Source organism: Nocardia sp. NPDC005978, assembly GCF_040614455.1.
Classification (GTDB): Bacteria; Actinomycetota; Actinomycetes; order Mycobacteriales; family Mycobacteriaceae; genus Nocardia.
Map to the genome: position 1 here is coordinate 37,147 of NZ_JBEXUS010000056.1, position 14,202 is coordinate 51,348.

Annotated in this window: 12 protein-coding genes; 6 read left to right on the forward strand and 6 right to left on the reverse strand. The window is 68.1% G+C overall.

What is annotated here, in order from left to right; genetic code table 11:
- Positions 1–39 precede the first annotated feature (39 nt).
- The 4 genes from ABZ319_RS24055 to ABZ319_RS24070 all read right to left on the reverse strand — a co-directional run bounded on the left by ABZ319_RS24055 (position 40) and on the right by ABZ319_RS24070 (position 5,020).
- Complete coding sequence (locus tag ABZ319_RS24055) at positions 40–2,130, reverse strand: xanthine dehydrogenase family protein molybdopterin-binding subunit (RefSeq protein WP_354988718.1); 2,091 nt, start codon at positions 2,128–2,130, stop codon at positions 40–42.
- Entirely contained in the window at positions 2,127–3,122 is a 996-nt protein-coding gene (locus ABZ319_RS24060) for a xanthine dehydrogenase family protein subunit M (protein ID WP_354988719.1), read from the reverse strand. The genes ABZ319_RS24055 and ABZ319_RS24060 overlap by 4 nt, the downstream gene beginning before the upstream one ends.
- A complete protein-coding gene (locus ABZ319_RS24065; RefSeq protein ID WP_354988720.1) occupies positions 3,119–3,640 on the reverse strand; it encodes a 2Fe-2S iron-sulfur cluster-binding protein in 522 nt (173 codons plus the stop codon). The genes ABZ319_RS24060 and ABZ319_RS24065 overlap by 4 nt, the downstream gene beginning before the upstream one ends.
- Before the next feature lie 135 nt (positions 3,641–3,775).
- A complete protein-coding gene (locus ABZ319_RS24070; RefSeq protein WP_354988721.1) occupies positions 3,776–5,020 on the reverse strand; it encodes a sensor domain-containing diguanylate cyclase in 1,245 nt (414 codons plus the stop codon).
- A gap of 198 nt (positions 5,021–5,218) precedes the next feature.
- On the opposite strand from ABZ319_RS24070, the gene ABZ319_RS24075 reads away from it, so the two are divergent.
- Positions 5,219–5,869 carry a TetR/AcrR family transcriptional regulator gene (locus ABZ319_RS24075; RefSeq protein ID WP_354988722.1) on the forward strand — a complete coding sequence of 217 codons (651 nt, stop codon included), beginning with the start codon at positions 5,219–5,221 and terminating at the stop codon, positions 5,867–5,869.
- A gap of 24 nt (positions 5,870–5,893) precedes the next feature.
- Here the strand turns inward: ABZ319_RS24075 and ABZ319_RS24080 are convergent, their stop codons facing one another.
- Complete coding sequence (locus ABZ319_RS24080) at positions 5,894–6,505, reverse strand: hypothetical protein (protein ID WP_354988723.1); 612 nt, start codon at positions 6,503–6,505, stop codon at positions 5,894–5,896.
- A 134-nt stretch (positions 6,506–6,639) separates the two neighbouring features.
- On the opposite strand from ABZ319_RS24080, the gene ABZ319_RS24085 reads away from it, so the two are divergent.
- The 5 genes from ABZ319_RS24085 (at position 6,640) to ABZ319_RS24105 (ending at position 13,237) form a co-directional block, all read left to right on the forward strand.
- Positions 6,640–7,809: an amidohydrolase family protein gene (locus ABZ319_RS24085; protein ID WP_354988724.1), complete on the forward strand. Its 1,170-nt coding sequence runs from the start codon at positions 6,640–6,642 to the stop codon at positions 7,807–7,809.
- A 26-nt stretch (positions 7,810–7,835) separates the two neighbouring features.
- Positions 7,836–9,071 carry a Xaa-Pro peptidase family protein gene (locus ABZ319_RS24090; RefSeq protein ID WP_354988725.1) on the forward strand — a complete coding sequence of 412 codons (1,236 nt, stop codon included), beginning with the start codon at positions 7,836–7,838 and terminating at the stop codon, positions 9,069–9,071.
- Positions 9,061–10,188 carry a M24 family metallopeptidase gene (locus tag ABZ319_RS24095; RefSeq protein ID WP_354988726.1) on the forward strand — a complete coding sequence of 376 codons (1,128 nt, stop codon included), beginning with the start codon at positions 9,061–9,063 and terminating at the stop codon, positions 10,186–10,188. The genes ABZ319_RS24090 and ABZ319_RS24095 overlap by 11 nt, the downstream gene beginning before the upstream one ends.
- Before the next feature lie 127 nt (positions 10,189–10,315).
- Positions 10,316–12,775, forward strand: coding sequence for a CoA transferase (locus ABZ319_RS24100; RefSeq protein ID WP_354988727.1), 2,460 nt, complete (start codon positions 10,316–10,318; stop codon positions 12,773–12,775).
- A gap of 156 nt (positions 12,776–12,931) precedes the next feature.
- A complete protein-coding gene (locus ABZ319_RS24105; RefSeq protein ID WP_354988728.1) occupies positions 12,932–13,237 on the forward strand; it encodes a DUF1540 domain-containing protein in 306 nt (101 codons plus the stop codon).
- Positions 13,238–13,356: 119 nt separating this feature from the next.
- Here ABZ319_RS24105 and ABZ319_RS24110 read toward each other — a convergent pair whose 3' ends face one another.
- Positions 13,357–13,641, reverse strand: a complete 285-nt coding sequence (locus ABZ319_RS24110; protein ID WP_354988731.1) for a MerR family transcriptional regulator — start codon at positions 13,639–13,641, stop codon at positions 13,357–13,359.
- Positions 13,642–14,202: the final 561 nt, after the last annotated feature.

The window sequence follows — 14,202 nt, forward strand, 5'->3', positions numbered from 1 at the left end:
GCCGAGAGCGGCATCGGATACGAAAGGAACCGTGGTTCATCACAACAGCCGATCCACGGTGATCGGCAGATCCCGGACTCGAACCCCGGTCGCGTGGTGCACGGCATTGGCCAGAGCGGCTGCGGCGCCGACGATCCCGATCTCACCGGCTCCCCGTGAACCCATCGGGTTGGCGTGCTCGTCCGATTCATCCAGCCAGATCGCTTCGATGTCCTGCACATCCGCGTGCGCGCTGATGTGATACCCGGCGAAATCCTGGGTCACCACGTGGCCGAAACGGTGATCGCGAACGCTTTCCTCGTGCAACGCCATCGACAGCCCCATCGTCATGCCTCCGATGAGCTGTGATCGCAGCGTGCGCGCGTTGATCGCGCGCCCGACGGAGAACACTCCCAGCATGCGCGGCACCCGAACCTCGCAGGTGTCGCGGTGCACAGCCACCTCGGCGAATTGAGCGCCGAAGGAATGCATCGCGAACGCCTCGGTGTCGGGGTTCTCCGGCGCGTCGGCGGTGGTTGCCGCCCCGATCGCGGGGGCGGTGCCGTGTTCGGCGCGGAAAGCACGCGCGGCGGTGACGACGGCCGTGCCCCACGAGGTGATTCCCGACGACCCACCCGCGACCGACGCGGACGGCAGATCGGTATCGCCGATCCGCAACTCCACCGCTTCCATATCGCAGCAGAGTGCATCGGCGGCGATCTGGGTTAGTGCGGTCCACGTGCCGGTGCCGATGTCGGCGGCGCCGATCCGCACCTCGAAGCGACCATCGGCCCGGAATTCGATCCGGGCCGTATTGCCCGGACTCACGTTCACCGGATAGGTCGACGCGGCCACCCCGGTTCCGATCAGCCACTCGCCGCGCGTCCGGCTGCGAGGCGCGGGGTCGCGATCGTGCCAGCCGAACCGCTCGGCGCCGATGCGCAGGCACTGCAGCACCTGCCGCCCGGACCAGGGCCTGCCTGTCTCGGGGTCACGCTCGGGTTCGTTGCGGATACGCAGTTCGATCGGATCGATTCCGCACGCGATGGCGAGTTCATCCATCGCGACCTCGGCCGCGAACATACCGGGGCATTCGCCGGGCGCGCGCATCCAGAACGGAACGGGCACATCGAGCGCGGCGAGGCGATGTGATGTCCGCCGATTGGGTGTGGCATACATCGTGCGTGACACGACCGCGGTCTGCTCGGCGAACTCCTTGACGGTGGAAGTGGATTCGATCGCCGCGTGCCACAGCGCGGTCAGCGAGCCGTCGGTGTCGGCGCCGAGCCTGATCCGCTGAATCGTCGGCGTGCGATAGCCGACGAGCGCGAACATCTGCTGCCGGGTCAGCGCCAGCTTCACCGGCCGCCCGCCGCTGCGCTGGGCCGCCATGATGACGAGCACGTTGTGCGCGTGGGGGGCGCCCTTGGCCCCGAAACCACCGCCGACATGCGGCGCGATCACGCGCATCCGGTCGAGTTCCAGGCCGAACAGCGGCGCGAGTGTCTTTCGGACGGTGTGCACGCCCTGCGTCGAATCGTAGAGCGTCAGCCGTGGCTGTCCGGAGGATTCGTCCCACATCGCGATGGAGGCATGGGGTTCCATCGGATTGTTGTGTTCGGTGGGGGTGGTGTAGGTCTGATCGATAGTCACGGCGGCAGCACGCAGCGCGGCCTCGACGTCGCCCTGTTCGGTGTCGGTGGGCGAACCGTCGCTGACTGCTTCGGGGGCGTAGAGCGCAGGATCGTCCGGGCGAAGTTCGCTGTGGTGGGGGTCTGCCGCGTAGTCGACGGTCACCGAATCCGCCGCGTGCCGGGCGATTTCGAGAGATTCGGCGAGGACCGCGCCGATGAGCTGGCCGCGGAAATGCACCTGATCGTTTTGCAGGATGCTGAGCTCACCATCCGAAGTGTCCGCAAGCTTCGGGGCGTTGAACACCGTGAGTACGGCGAGTACCCCGTCCATGTGTTCGGCCGGTGCGGTGTCCATCGCGGATACGCGGCCCTTGGCGACGGTGGCCTGGATCGGATGCAGGTACGTGGCTCTGTCGACCGGGTGTTCGAAAGCGTATCGGGCTGCACCTGTGACCTTTGCCGGTCCGTCGAGCCGGGGCAGCGGCGCCCCGATCGAGTTGCCTTCGAGAGCGGTCATCGCGATGCCCCATCGGAGAGCGAGCGCAGCGTGGCGACCAAGGTTCGATGTGCCAGATCGACTTTGAACTCGTTGCCCGCCAGAGGTTTCGCGTGGACCAGTTCGGCGTGAGCCGCACGCGCGAACGAGTCGTCCGTCGCGGGGGATCCGCGCAGCACTTTCTCGGCCTCTTTGGCGCGCCACGGCACGTGTGCGACACCGCCGAATGCGATGCGCGCCTGGGCTATATCGCCACCGGGGTCTCGAACCAGTTCGGCGGCAACCGAAACGAGGGCGAAGGCGTAGGAGGCCCGGTCACGCACCTTTCGATAGTTGGACCTGGCACCGGACGGGGGTGGGGGAATCTCGACGGCGGTGACGAGCTGACCGTGGGCGAGCGCGGTGTCCCGGTCGGGGCGGTCGCCCGGCAATCGATAGAAGTCCGCGAGCGCGATTCGCCGCTCGCCGCCGAGATCCTGCAGCACCACTCGCGCATCCAGCATGCTCAGCGCGACGGCCATGTCCGAGGGGTGGGTCGCCACGCAGTGCGGTGTGGCGCCGAGGATCGCGTGATAACGGACGTAGCCGCCGATCGCGGAGCAGCCGCTGCCGGGCTCGCGTTTGTTGCACGGGGTGCTGACGTCTTGGAAGTAGACGCATCTGGTGCGTTGCAGCAGGTTTCCGGCCGTGGTGGCCAGATTGCGCAGCTGCCCGGAAGCGCCGGCCAGCAGCGCCCGTGACAGGGCGGGGTAGCGAGCACGCACCAGCGGGTCGGCCGCCAGATCGCTGTTGCGGACTTCCGCGCCGATCCGCAAGCCTCCGTCGGAGGTCTCGGTGACGTCGGTGAGCGGCAGGCGGCTGACATCCACCAGCAGTCGTGGCGCCACGACACCGAGCTTCATATGGTCGACGAGATTCGTTCCGCCGCCGAGGAATACCGCATCCGGACGTTCGGCCAGCACCGCCACCGCGTCCTGCGCGCTGCTTGCGCGATGGTATTCGAACGGGATCATGACGCGGCCGACTGCCGGATCGCGGCCAGAATGTTCGGGTAGGCCGCGCATCGGCACAGATTGCCGCTCATCCGCTCCCGGATCTCCGCGTCGGTGAGTTCCGGCTCCGCCGCGAGATCCTCGGTCACGTAGCTGGCGTGACCCGATTTCACCTCGTCGAGCATGCCCACCGCGGAGCAGATCTGGCCCGGGGTGCAGTAGCCGCATTGCAGGCCGTCCTGATCGAGAAAGGCCTGTTGCATGGCATGCAGATCATCATTTGTTGCCAGGCCTGCCGCGGTGCGGATGTGCGCGCCGTCGTTGGCGACCGCGAACGTGAGGCAGGTGGTGACGCGGCGGCCGTCGAGCAGAACGGTGCACGACCCGCACTGGCCGTGGTCGCAGCCCTTCTTCGGTGCGGTCACCCCCAGCCCCTCCCTCAGGGCGTCGAGCAGGGTCGACCGGTTGTCCACGAGCAGCGACCGTTGTTCACCGTCGACGACCAGGGTGAGGTAGGTCCGAGTGTCTGCGGGTCCCATTGTGCCCGCATACCCGTATTGCTCGGGCCGAATCGCTCCGCTGCGATCTTGTTGATTCGGCCCGGCGGACTGACTTCGTGCGGTTCGCGCCGGACCCCCGTTGATCGGCCGGCCAGGCTGTTCTCGAGCTTCGCTTCAGGCCGGGGGCACCAGCGTGTGCAGCACGACTTTGCCCTGCGCGTGCGTCTTCGCCTGGTACAGGCTCACATCCGCGGCCTCGAGCAGAGTTTCGGCGTCGGTGGTCGTCACCGGTGTGACGACCGCGCCGATGCTGGCCGACACCGGCAGCCTGTGCCCCTGCACCGCAACGGGATCGGCGAGGGCTTCGAGCAGGTCCGCGCCGATCGCACCGACCTGTTCACTGTCCACGGGCGGCAGGATCAGCACTACGAACTCGTCGCCCCCGAGCCGGGCCACCACGCAGTCCCGGTCGCGGACCGCGTTCTCCAGCCGCGCCGCGACCGCGATCAAGACCTGGTCGCCGATTCGGTGCCCGAAGCGGTCGTTGATGCCCTTGAACCGGTCCAGATCGACGAAGCACAGCCCGGCCCGGTCGCCGGGCCCGGCCGCGGTGAGCATGGCGCTCATCCGCTCGAGCAGTTCGCGGCGGTTGGCGAGCCCGGTCAACGCGTCCACGCGGGCCTGGCGGTGCAGTTCGTCCTGTAGCTGCCGTCGTTCGGTGACGTCCTCACCGATGGCCATCAGGTAGTCCTTGCCGCCCACGTCGGCCAGATAGGTGATCGCGAACCGCGACCAGCCGGTGCCGCCGTCGGCGCGCAGGGTCCGGCGCTCGAGCCGGACGGTTCCGGTCCGTGCGGGCACCAGCTGATCGAAGATCAGGGTGCGGATCTCCTCCATGTCGTCGGGGTGGCTGTGGTCGAAGGGCGCGATCTTCTGCACCTCGGTGGAAATGCCGAGCAGTTCGACGAACGCGGGGTTCACCAGCAGCGGGGTGCCGTCGACATTTCCCAGCGCCACCGCGATCGACACCCGCTCGAACATCGCGCGGAACAGCTTCACTCGTTGCTCGGACTCGGTTTCGGGCTCGGGCGCAGCCAGCAATTCGGCGCGGCGCAGGTGGTAACCGGTGCCCAGGGTCGCCAGCACGGTCGCCATCCGGGCGGCGGCGTCGGGACGGTCGGTGTGCTCGGCCAGGCGAAAGAGCACCCCGGCCGAGACCGCGGGCACCGTCGCGTTCTGCAGGCCCGCGGTCGCCAGCCCTGCGCCCACCCGCGCACCGGCGTCGGGATCGAATTCCGCGGCCGTCATCGTGGCGAGCAATTCCTCGACCCACCCGACCAGCGAACTCTCCGGGACCTGCCAGCCGGCGGTGGTCAGTACCTGCCACCACATCCCCGCCAGGTGCTCGGCATCGCTCATCTACGCCCTTCGGATGGTCGCCGGTGCGGAGCCGCCGGGTGGCGACGGGCATGATCCGACTCGCGGTAATCCTGGGGCAAATCTACTAGCCGCACGGCACGGGAGACCGCCGCGCGGCGCGAACTCAGAAAGAACGTAATTCTCAGTTTTGAAGAATTAGATATCGCTTCGGCGCGCACCCGGCCATATGATCGAAGGATGCGGACCCAGGAACCCCAACCGGCCTGGATGCGGCGATCGGTGGATCGTTCGCTGCACACCGCCCGCCAACGCGCCGGACAGCGCGCGAACCGTTTCCTGGATGCCGCCCAGGCCGCCATCACCGAGAAGGGCAGCACCGACATCACGGTGCTGGAGGTGGTGGAACGCGCCGGGCAGTCGCTGACCAGCTTCTACACCCGCTTCAACGGCAAGCACGAACTGCTGCTCGCGCTGTACGAGGAGACCCTGGACCGCACCGTCGACCAGATCCGCGCGGCCACCGCCAATTACGACGACCCAATCGCGAAACTGCGTATCGCCGTGGAACTGCTGTTCCAGCTGTGCCGCCCCGACCCCGGCACCTACCGCCCGCTCTTCACCGAATTCGCACCGCAACTGCTGCGCGCGGACCCGGCGGCGGTGCGCAAGGCGCACGCGTCACACTTCACGCTGTTCACCGAATTGCTCACCGACGCAGCGGATTCGGGCTTGCTCGCCCCGGGCGCGAATCCGCGCCGGCTGGCCGCCATCACCATGCAGGCGGTCATGTACATCGCCCGGCCCACCGCGGCCGACGACACCGACCCGATCGAGGCCGCCGACGTCTGGCGGTTCTGCGCCGCGGGCTTGACCGGCGACCCGCACTGAGTCACCCGCGAGACGCGCGGCCGATCAGCTCAGCGGGCTCAGATCCGCGACGATCGGCGGCCAATTGGACATTCCGCTGCACAGCCTTTCGGTGGCGTCCACCCGGCGCGGCGCCTCGGAGTCCTCGCCGAGCCCCGCCGCGGTCAGCGCCTGCGCCTTGAACACGCGCGCGGCCGCGCTGAGCCGATGCAGGACGGGATCGACCGGGAAGGCGTTGGCGGGCCAGCCCGCGCCCCACCCCACCACTTGAATCCCGCCGTCCGCCATCGCGAGTCGCAACCCTTCACCGGTGCGGGCGTCCCGGTCGATGACATCGGCGGCGATGGCGATCGCATGTGGTTGACGACCCGATCCCCCCGAGTCCAGCACCGCCTTCAGGTCCAGCACCTCCGCGCCCAGGATGCGCATCGGCCGGTCGTCGTCGGTGAGCTCGTCCACCAGCACGCTCACTTCCCACCCCGCTGAGGCGCGGTCGAAGAGCCAACCGCCGGCGTGTTCGACCACGTCCGCGATATTGGCCGCCACCACATCCAGGCGGTAGCGGATGTTCCCCCATTCGAATCGGTCGCGGGCGCCGATGATCCGGGAATCGCGCGCACCGGCACGCTGAGAAGAGTCGAATGAGCGAGCATCCATGATTCTGACGATAACACCATTCTCCCAGTTAGGAACCTAGAAATTGCGCCGCACTAGTTGATCATGATGTACACGCCTCTCCAAAAATGATAACGTCATTCTCGCCTACCGAACGACTCCCATGGAGGATCCAGATGTCGGCTCCGACCAGCAGCGCTTCCCTGTATCCGCCCGGCGGCTTCGGCCCGCCCAAGGATCGGCGCGGTCACGCCGCGGGCACCCTCGGCCTGCCCACCGGCACCGAGGTGTTCTCCGCCGACAACCACATCTCGCTGGCGCACGACATCTTCTTCGAACGATTCCCCGAGTCCCTGAAGGACAAGGCGCCTCGGGTCTGGTACGAGGACGGCGCCTACCAGCTCGGGCGCAAGGGAAAGTCGTTCCTGCCGGGCGATTTCAGCCACGTCCTGATGCAGTACGACCCGCTGGCGGGCTCGGGCAGCGCGGACCTGGACGCACGCATCGCCGACCTGCGCGCGGACGGCATCGCGAAGGAACTCGCCTTCCCGAACGCCCTGCTGGCACTGCTCTTCTACCCGGACAAAGAGATTCGCGAACTGTGCTTCCGGATCTACAACGCCTACATCGCCGAACTCCAGGAACGGTCCAACGGCTGTTTCTACGGCGTCGGCCTCATCAACTGGTGGGACGGGGACGGTGCGCGCCGCACCCTCGCCGAGCTGAAGTCGCTGGGGCTCAGGACATTCCTGCTGCCGCTCTCGGCCGGAAAGGACGACGACGGCAAGGTCATCGACTACGGCGGCGCGGCCATGATCCCGGTGTGGGAGGCGATCGAGGAATCCGGCGTGCCGGTCTCGCACCACATCGGCGAATCCCCGCTGTCGGCGCCGTGCGAGGTCAACAGCGTCGCGGTCGGCATGATGCACAATGTCGCGCCGTTCCGGGAGCTGTTCTCCAAGTACATCTTCAGCGGCATCCTCGACCGGCATCCGGGCCTGAACGTGGGCTGGTTCGAAGGCGGGATCAATTGGGTGCCCGCCGCGCTGCAGGACGCCGAGCACATGCTCGCCTCCTTCCAGCACATGCTCGATCGCCCGGTCGAACACGACGTGCGGTACTACTGGCGCACACACATGCGCGCCTCGTTCATGGTGGACCCCCTCGGGCTGTCGCTGATCGACCAGATCGGCGTGGACCGCGTCATGTGGTCCTCGGACTATCCGCACAACGAGAGCACCTTCGGCTACTCGGAGAAGTCCCTGGCCGCGGTGGTGCAGGCGGTGGGCCCGGCCGACGCCGCCCGCATCGTCAGCGCCAATGTCGGGGAATTCCTGGGCCTGTGAACCCCGGTGAAAGCGACTGAAATCCGATGACATCCTTCCTCTCCCCCGGGCTTGCCTCGTTCGAGATACCCGACGTGCCCGACCGCGCGCGCATGCGCCGCGACACCGGGGCCCGGCTGCGCGCGTCCATGGCCGCGCAGGGCATCGACATGCTGGTGCTGCTCAACAACAGCAACGTGGCCTACGCGACCGGGGCCAACTGGCCGCTCGGGGACGCCGGACTCGCACACGTGGAGCGGCCCGTGGCCGTCGTGGTGGCCGGCGACCCCTGGCCGCACCTGTTCCTGCCTTTCCGGGAGGGCACCGCCGGGGAATCCGCGCTGCCCGCCGATCACGTGCACGGGCCGGTGTATCTCGAATTCGACGAGGGCGTGAAGCTTTTCGCACGGCAGCTCGCCGAGCTGCGGCCCACGGGCGCGACGATCGCGGTCGACGAGTGCACCGGGGCCATGCTGCGCGCACAGTCCGAACTGTTCCCTGCCGGTCCGCCGGTGGATGCCTCGACCGTGGTCGGCCCGGCCAAACTGATCAAGACCCCCGACGAGATCTCCTGCATCCGCACGGCCTGCCGCATCACCGAACAGGCCATCGTGGACGTACAGGCCGCCGCGGTGCCCGGGCGCAGGCAGATCGATCTCTCGGCCCAATTCATCCGGCGCGCTTTCGAACTCGGCGCCGGGGCCACCATGCTCGACGCGATCTGGCAGGTGATGCCCGAGACCAAGGCCGCGGGGGTGTGGACCACACACGGTGACCTGGCGCTGCCGCTGCTGACCACCGAACGCGAACTGGCCGCCGGTGACGTGCTGTGGACCGATGTCAGCATCACCTATGGCGGATACTGTTCGGACTTCGGGCGCACCTGGCTGGTCGGGGACAGCCCGAATGCCCGACAGCGCAGTCAATTCCGGCGCTGGCGCGACATTCTGACCGCGGTCCTGGACGTCACCAAGGCGGGCGCCACCGCGGCGGATCTGGCCCGCGCGGCCATCGCGGCCAACGACGGACACAAACCGTGGCTGCCGCACTTCTATCTGGGCCACGGCATCGGCGTCAGCGCCGCGGAGATGCCCATGATCGGCACCGATCTGGGCGCGGACTACGACGAGAACTTCGTTTTCGAACCCGGCATGGTGCTGGTGCTCGAACCGGTCGTCTGGGAGGACGGCACGGGCGGGTACCGCAGTGAGGAAATCATCGTGATCACCGAGGATGGCTGGACCGCACTCACCGACTACCCCTACGCGCCCTATGAGAACTGAGATCCTGCCCGACGAACGGGCACTGCGACAGGGACGCCGCGAACGCGCACTCGAACAGATGCGCGCGCACGATCTGGACGTACTGGTGCTGGGACGCCAGGGCAACGCCCGCTACGTCGCGGGCGCGCCGCAACTGTGGGTCGCCGGCACGCGGCCCTTCGGACCGGTCGCCACCCTGGTGCGCGAGAGCGGCGCGGTTCATCTGCTGAGCACCTGGGACGAGGGTGTGCCCGAGGACATTCCGCACGAGCATCTCTACGGGCTCGCCTGGAATCCGATGAACCTGATCGAGGTGCTGCGCGGCATCGGCGGCGCGGACACCGCGCGCCGGGTCGGCACCGACGCGCTCTCGCCCACCTTCGCGAAGTTGCTGCCGCTGGCGTTCCCGAACGCCGAGCTCGTCGACGGGGAAACCGCCATGCGGGCCGCGCGGCGCATCAAGACACCCGAGGAGATCGCGACACTGGGTGTGGCGCTGGAGGTCGCGCAGCTGGGGCTGGAGAGCGCCATCACGCGACTGGTTCCCGGTGTCACCGAACAGGAATTGACCGGTGTGCTGCTCGAGGCCATGACCGCGGGCGGCATCAGCACCCCGGCCGCCCAGGATTCGGCGTGGGTGACCTCGCGCGAGCATCCGTGGCGGCGGCGCGATGGCGATCGCCGGGTGCGCGACGGGGATCTGGTCGCGGTGTCGGCGAGCGTGCTCGGCGACGGCTACATCGGCGAGGTGGCCCGCACGTATCCGGTGGGTGACTCCGGGCACGAGGGTGCGCGTGCGCTCTACCGCCGCTGGGATGGGCTGTGGGGCAGGCTGATCGAGGCGTGCCGTCCGGGCGCGAGTGCGTCCGGCCTGCTCACCGCGTACGAGAGGGCGGGCGAGCCGTTGCCGCCCATGCCGGTCGCGCGGGGGCTCGGGATGGGGTTCGACCCGCCGGTGGTCTCGCCGCAGCTGCCCGAGACCGCCGCGGCCGAGGTGCTCGAACCCGGCATGGTGCTCGCGGTCACCGGTTACGTGTGGGAGGCGGGCGTCGGCGCGATCTTCGGGCGCGACGCGGTCCTCATCACCGACGACGGTGCCCGGGTATTGACCGACGCACCGCATTGGCCGCATCGATAGCGCGATGTCGTTCGACTCGGCCGCGCACCGCTCCGGTGGGGGTGGCCGGGATCACGCGGCAGGTGGTGCTGCCGATCGCACCGGGCCGACGGGCGCGCGGTGCCGACCCCGATCACGGTGAGAGACAATGGCATCCAATCGATCCGGCAACGGTTCCGTACCGCTGACACCCCTGCGCGGGTGGCGAGTGGCCGATCTGTCCAGCGGCATCGCGGGCGGGTACTGCACGAAGCTGCTCGCCGACGGCGGTGCGGAGGTCGTGAAACTCGAAGCGCCGCAGGGTGATTCTCTGCGTTACTGGACCGCGTCGGGGACCGCTCTCGCTCCCGGCGCGGATGGCGCGCTGTTCGCGTTTCTCGCCGGCTCCAAGCACAGTGTGGTTGCCGACCCCTCGAGCGATCTGGCTCTGGTGGAGAAGGTGCTCGGCGAATCGCAGGCCGTGGTCTGGACTCCGGGCTCTCCGCTGGCTGAGCATCCGCATCTGTCGCCGAAGGAGATTCGGCGCAGACACCCGCACCTGGTGGTCACGACGATCACCCCGTTCGGCCTCGACGGTCCGTGGGCGGGCAGGCCCGCCACCGAGTTTACCCTGCAAGCCTGGTCGGGCGGAATCATCGGGTTGGGGCGCGGTGCTCCCGATGAGCCGCCCGTGCACGTGGGCGGGCGAATCGGCGAATGGTTCGCGGGCGCTTACGCTTCGGCCGCCACCCTGACCGCGCGGTGGCGCACGCTGGGCACGCGAGCCGGTGAGCTCTGCGACGTATCGATGCTCGAGACCCAGATCCTGGGGCTGACGTATTACCCGGTGTCGTTCTACGAGGGACTGGGCCGGGCGTTCCGCACCCAGCGGCGGCTCAGCGTGCCGGGGGTGGCCGGGGCGGCGGACGGCATGGTGGCGGTGGGGTGCGGGACCGCGCAGCAGTGGTTCGACCTGTGCGCGATGGTCGGGCACCCGGAGTGGATCGACGAGGGCCTGGAGGCCGGGATCACCGAAACCGCCAACCGCAAAGCGCCGGAGATCGCGGAGTGGATGGCCGCGCATCCGGTGGCGGTGATCAGCGACCTGGCCACCGCGTTCCGGATTCCCAGCGGACCGATCGCGCACGGCGCCAACGCTTTCGACCTCGACCAGCACGCCGATCGAGGATCGTTCACCACCAACCCGCGCGACGGATTTCGCCAGCCCGGACCGCCGTATCGCACCACGCCGCCGCTGCTGCGCGCCCCCGAACCCGCGCCCCGGCTCGGTGAGCACACCGCGCACCATCGATCCGCGCCGCCACCCGCCACCGCCAACGGGCGGGCGGCGAGTGCGCGCGAACCCGATCCGCTGCCGTTCCGCGGATTGCGCGTGCTGGATCTGACCACGTTCTGGGCCGGGCCCTCGTGCACCCATTACCTGGCGATGCTGGGTGCGGACGTGGTGCACGTGGAATCCGCGCAGCGCCCCGACGGCACGCGCCTGGTCGCGGGCGTTCCCATGTCCGAGGATCTGTGGTGGGAACAGTCCCCGATCTTCACCGGGCTGAACACCAACAAACGCGGGCTGACCCTGGACTTCCGGTCCGATCAGGGCCGGGAAGTATTGCGCCGCTTGGTAGCCCGTTCGGATGTGATCGTCGAGAACTACACGCCGCGGGTCCTGGAACAGTTCGGCCTGGATTACGACAAGGTACGCGCCCTGCGCGCGGACGCGATCATGGTCCGCATGCCCGGGTTCGGCCTGACCGGGCCGTGGCGCGACAACCCCGCCTTCGCCTACGTCATCGAGGACACCTCGGGCCTGACCTGGCTCACCGGACACCGCGACCGAAATCCGGTGGAACCCTATTCGATCGGTGATCCGAACGCCGGCGTCCACGCCCTCAACGCGCTGTTGCTGGCGCTCGAGCACCGCCGCACCACCGGGGCCGGCGTCCTGGTCGAAGCCGCCATGGTCGAGGCGGCGCTGAACGTGGCCGCCGAACAGGTCATCGAGTACTCCGCCTACGGCGCGCTCCTGGAGCGTGACGGTAACCGCGGCCCGGTCGCCGCCCCGCAGAACCTCTACCGCGCGTCCGGCGCCGACGAGTTCGGCCGCAAGGATTGCTGGATAGCGCTGGCCGTCGAGACCGACGATCAGTGGGACAAACTCGTTACCGCCCTGGGCAATCCGGAATGGGCACGTGTGCCCGGCCTGGCCACGGCCGCGGGCCGCCGCCGCGAACACGACCTGATCGACACCCGTCTGGCAGCCTGGTGCGCGCGCCACGACAGCGATGCGATCATCCGAATCCTCTGGGACGCAGGGGTTCCCGTGGCCAAGGTCATGCAGCCCCACCGTCAGCCCGAGCTACCCCAACTCGAGTCCCGCCACTTCTTCGAACCCGTCTTCCACCCCGTGCTGCCCACCGCGCGCCACAGCACCCTGCCCGTTCATTTCTCCCACGGGCCCGGAACCTTCCACCGCTCCCCCGCGCCACTGCTCGGCCAGCACAACACCGAGATTCTGGCGGCCCTGGGCATCTCTCCCGACGACATCGCCACGCTGATCGACGACGGAACGGTGGGCGGAACACCCGAGGTTCTGAAGGCTAACAAGCCGTGAGCAACTGATCGGCGAATGCATACGTAAGTGGTGATACCCAGCGGCCGGACGCACCCATCCCCCCGGTGAGGGTAGCCTGACCTGCCTTTTGATGCCCCGCATCAAGGGCTAGCCTGGGCACTGCATCGAAACCCTTCAATCACCTGGAGGAGTGACATGACCACAATGGAAATGCCGCACGTAGCCGAGTGCACGGTCAGCAACTGTTCCTACAACAACCACGACGGTTGCCACGCCTACGCGATCAACGTCTCCGGCCACAACGGCACGGCCGACTGCGGAACCTTCATCCCCCTGTCGGTCAAGGGCGGCCTCGACACGGTTACCACCAGCATGGTCGGCGCCTGCCAACGAGCCGACTGCACCCACAATCGCGACCTCGAATGCACGGCCAGCGACATCCACGTAGGCCCCGGCTCCGGGACGGACACCGCCCGCTGCCTGACCTATAGCGCCCGCTGAGGTTGGAGTGATCCACCGCGCCGGCCGCTCGGGTCGGCGTGTGAGGGCGCGGGATTCGCGCGGGGAGCACGACACGGGGGCGGCTCGCTCTGTTCGAGTTCACGCCCCCGTCGAGGTGTCTATTCGAGGTCGGGCGCCGGGGCGGGTGTGGGCTGGGCGCCGGTCAGTTCGGCGTTGAGCCGCAGCGCTTCGGCGAGTTGATCCTCGAGGATGATGATCCGGCATGCCGCCTCCAGCGCGGTGCCGTTGTCGATCAGTTCGCGTGCGCGCGCGGCGAGCCGGAGTTGATAGCGCGAGTATCGGCGGTGTCCGCCCTCGGAGCGTTGGGGAGTCAGCAGCCGCGCCTCATCGAGAGTGCGCAGGAATGCGGGAGTGACCCCGAGCATCTCCGCTGCGCGCCCCATCGTGTAGGCCGGGTAGTCCTCATCATCGAATTTCGGGGTACCAGCTGGGTCTGGGTTCATGTGTGCCTTTACACGACGAGGACCCCGGTGCCGCGAGTGCGGCACCGGGGTCCGAGATGGTGCGACCGTTCCACCGGAGGGGGTAGAGGGGTCGGCCCGCCGGGAAGATCAGTGCGGGCGACCGGTCGCTTTCCTGCTTTCTTACCTATGTCGTACTTCCTTCTTGCTCGAGGACCGCGCCCAGCGTGTGCGCTCAGTCCTGCCCGCACTTGCGGTCCTCGTCCCTGTCATTCCACGGGTAGTTCGGTATCTCCCGCGCCGTCAGGATCTTTTCTTCATTCTGTATGCGAGCGAACGTACCCGACCAAGTCGAGTATGTCTACATCCGACACTACAGATTTCGGGGAAGGCGTTTCGGAGGTCAAGGGCTTGAACTCCCGGAGCTCTACGGGGTGGAACGAGGTCAGGTCCCCGCGCCGTGGGCGCGGGGGGCTGAACTGGTTAGTTAGAAGGGGTTCGAGTTAGGTAGAGGGTGGGGGTGGGGAGTGGGGTTGGGGGTTT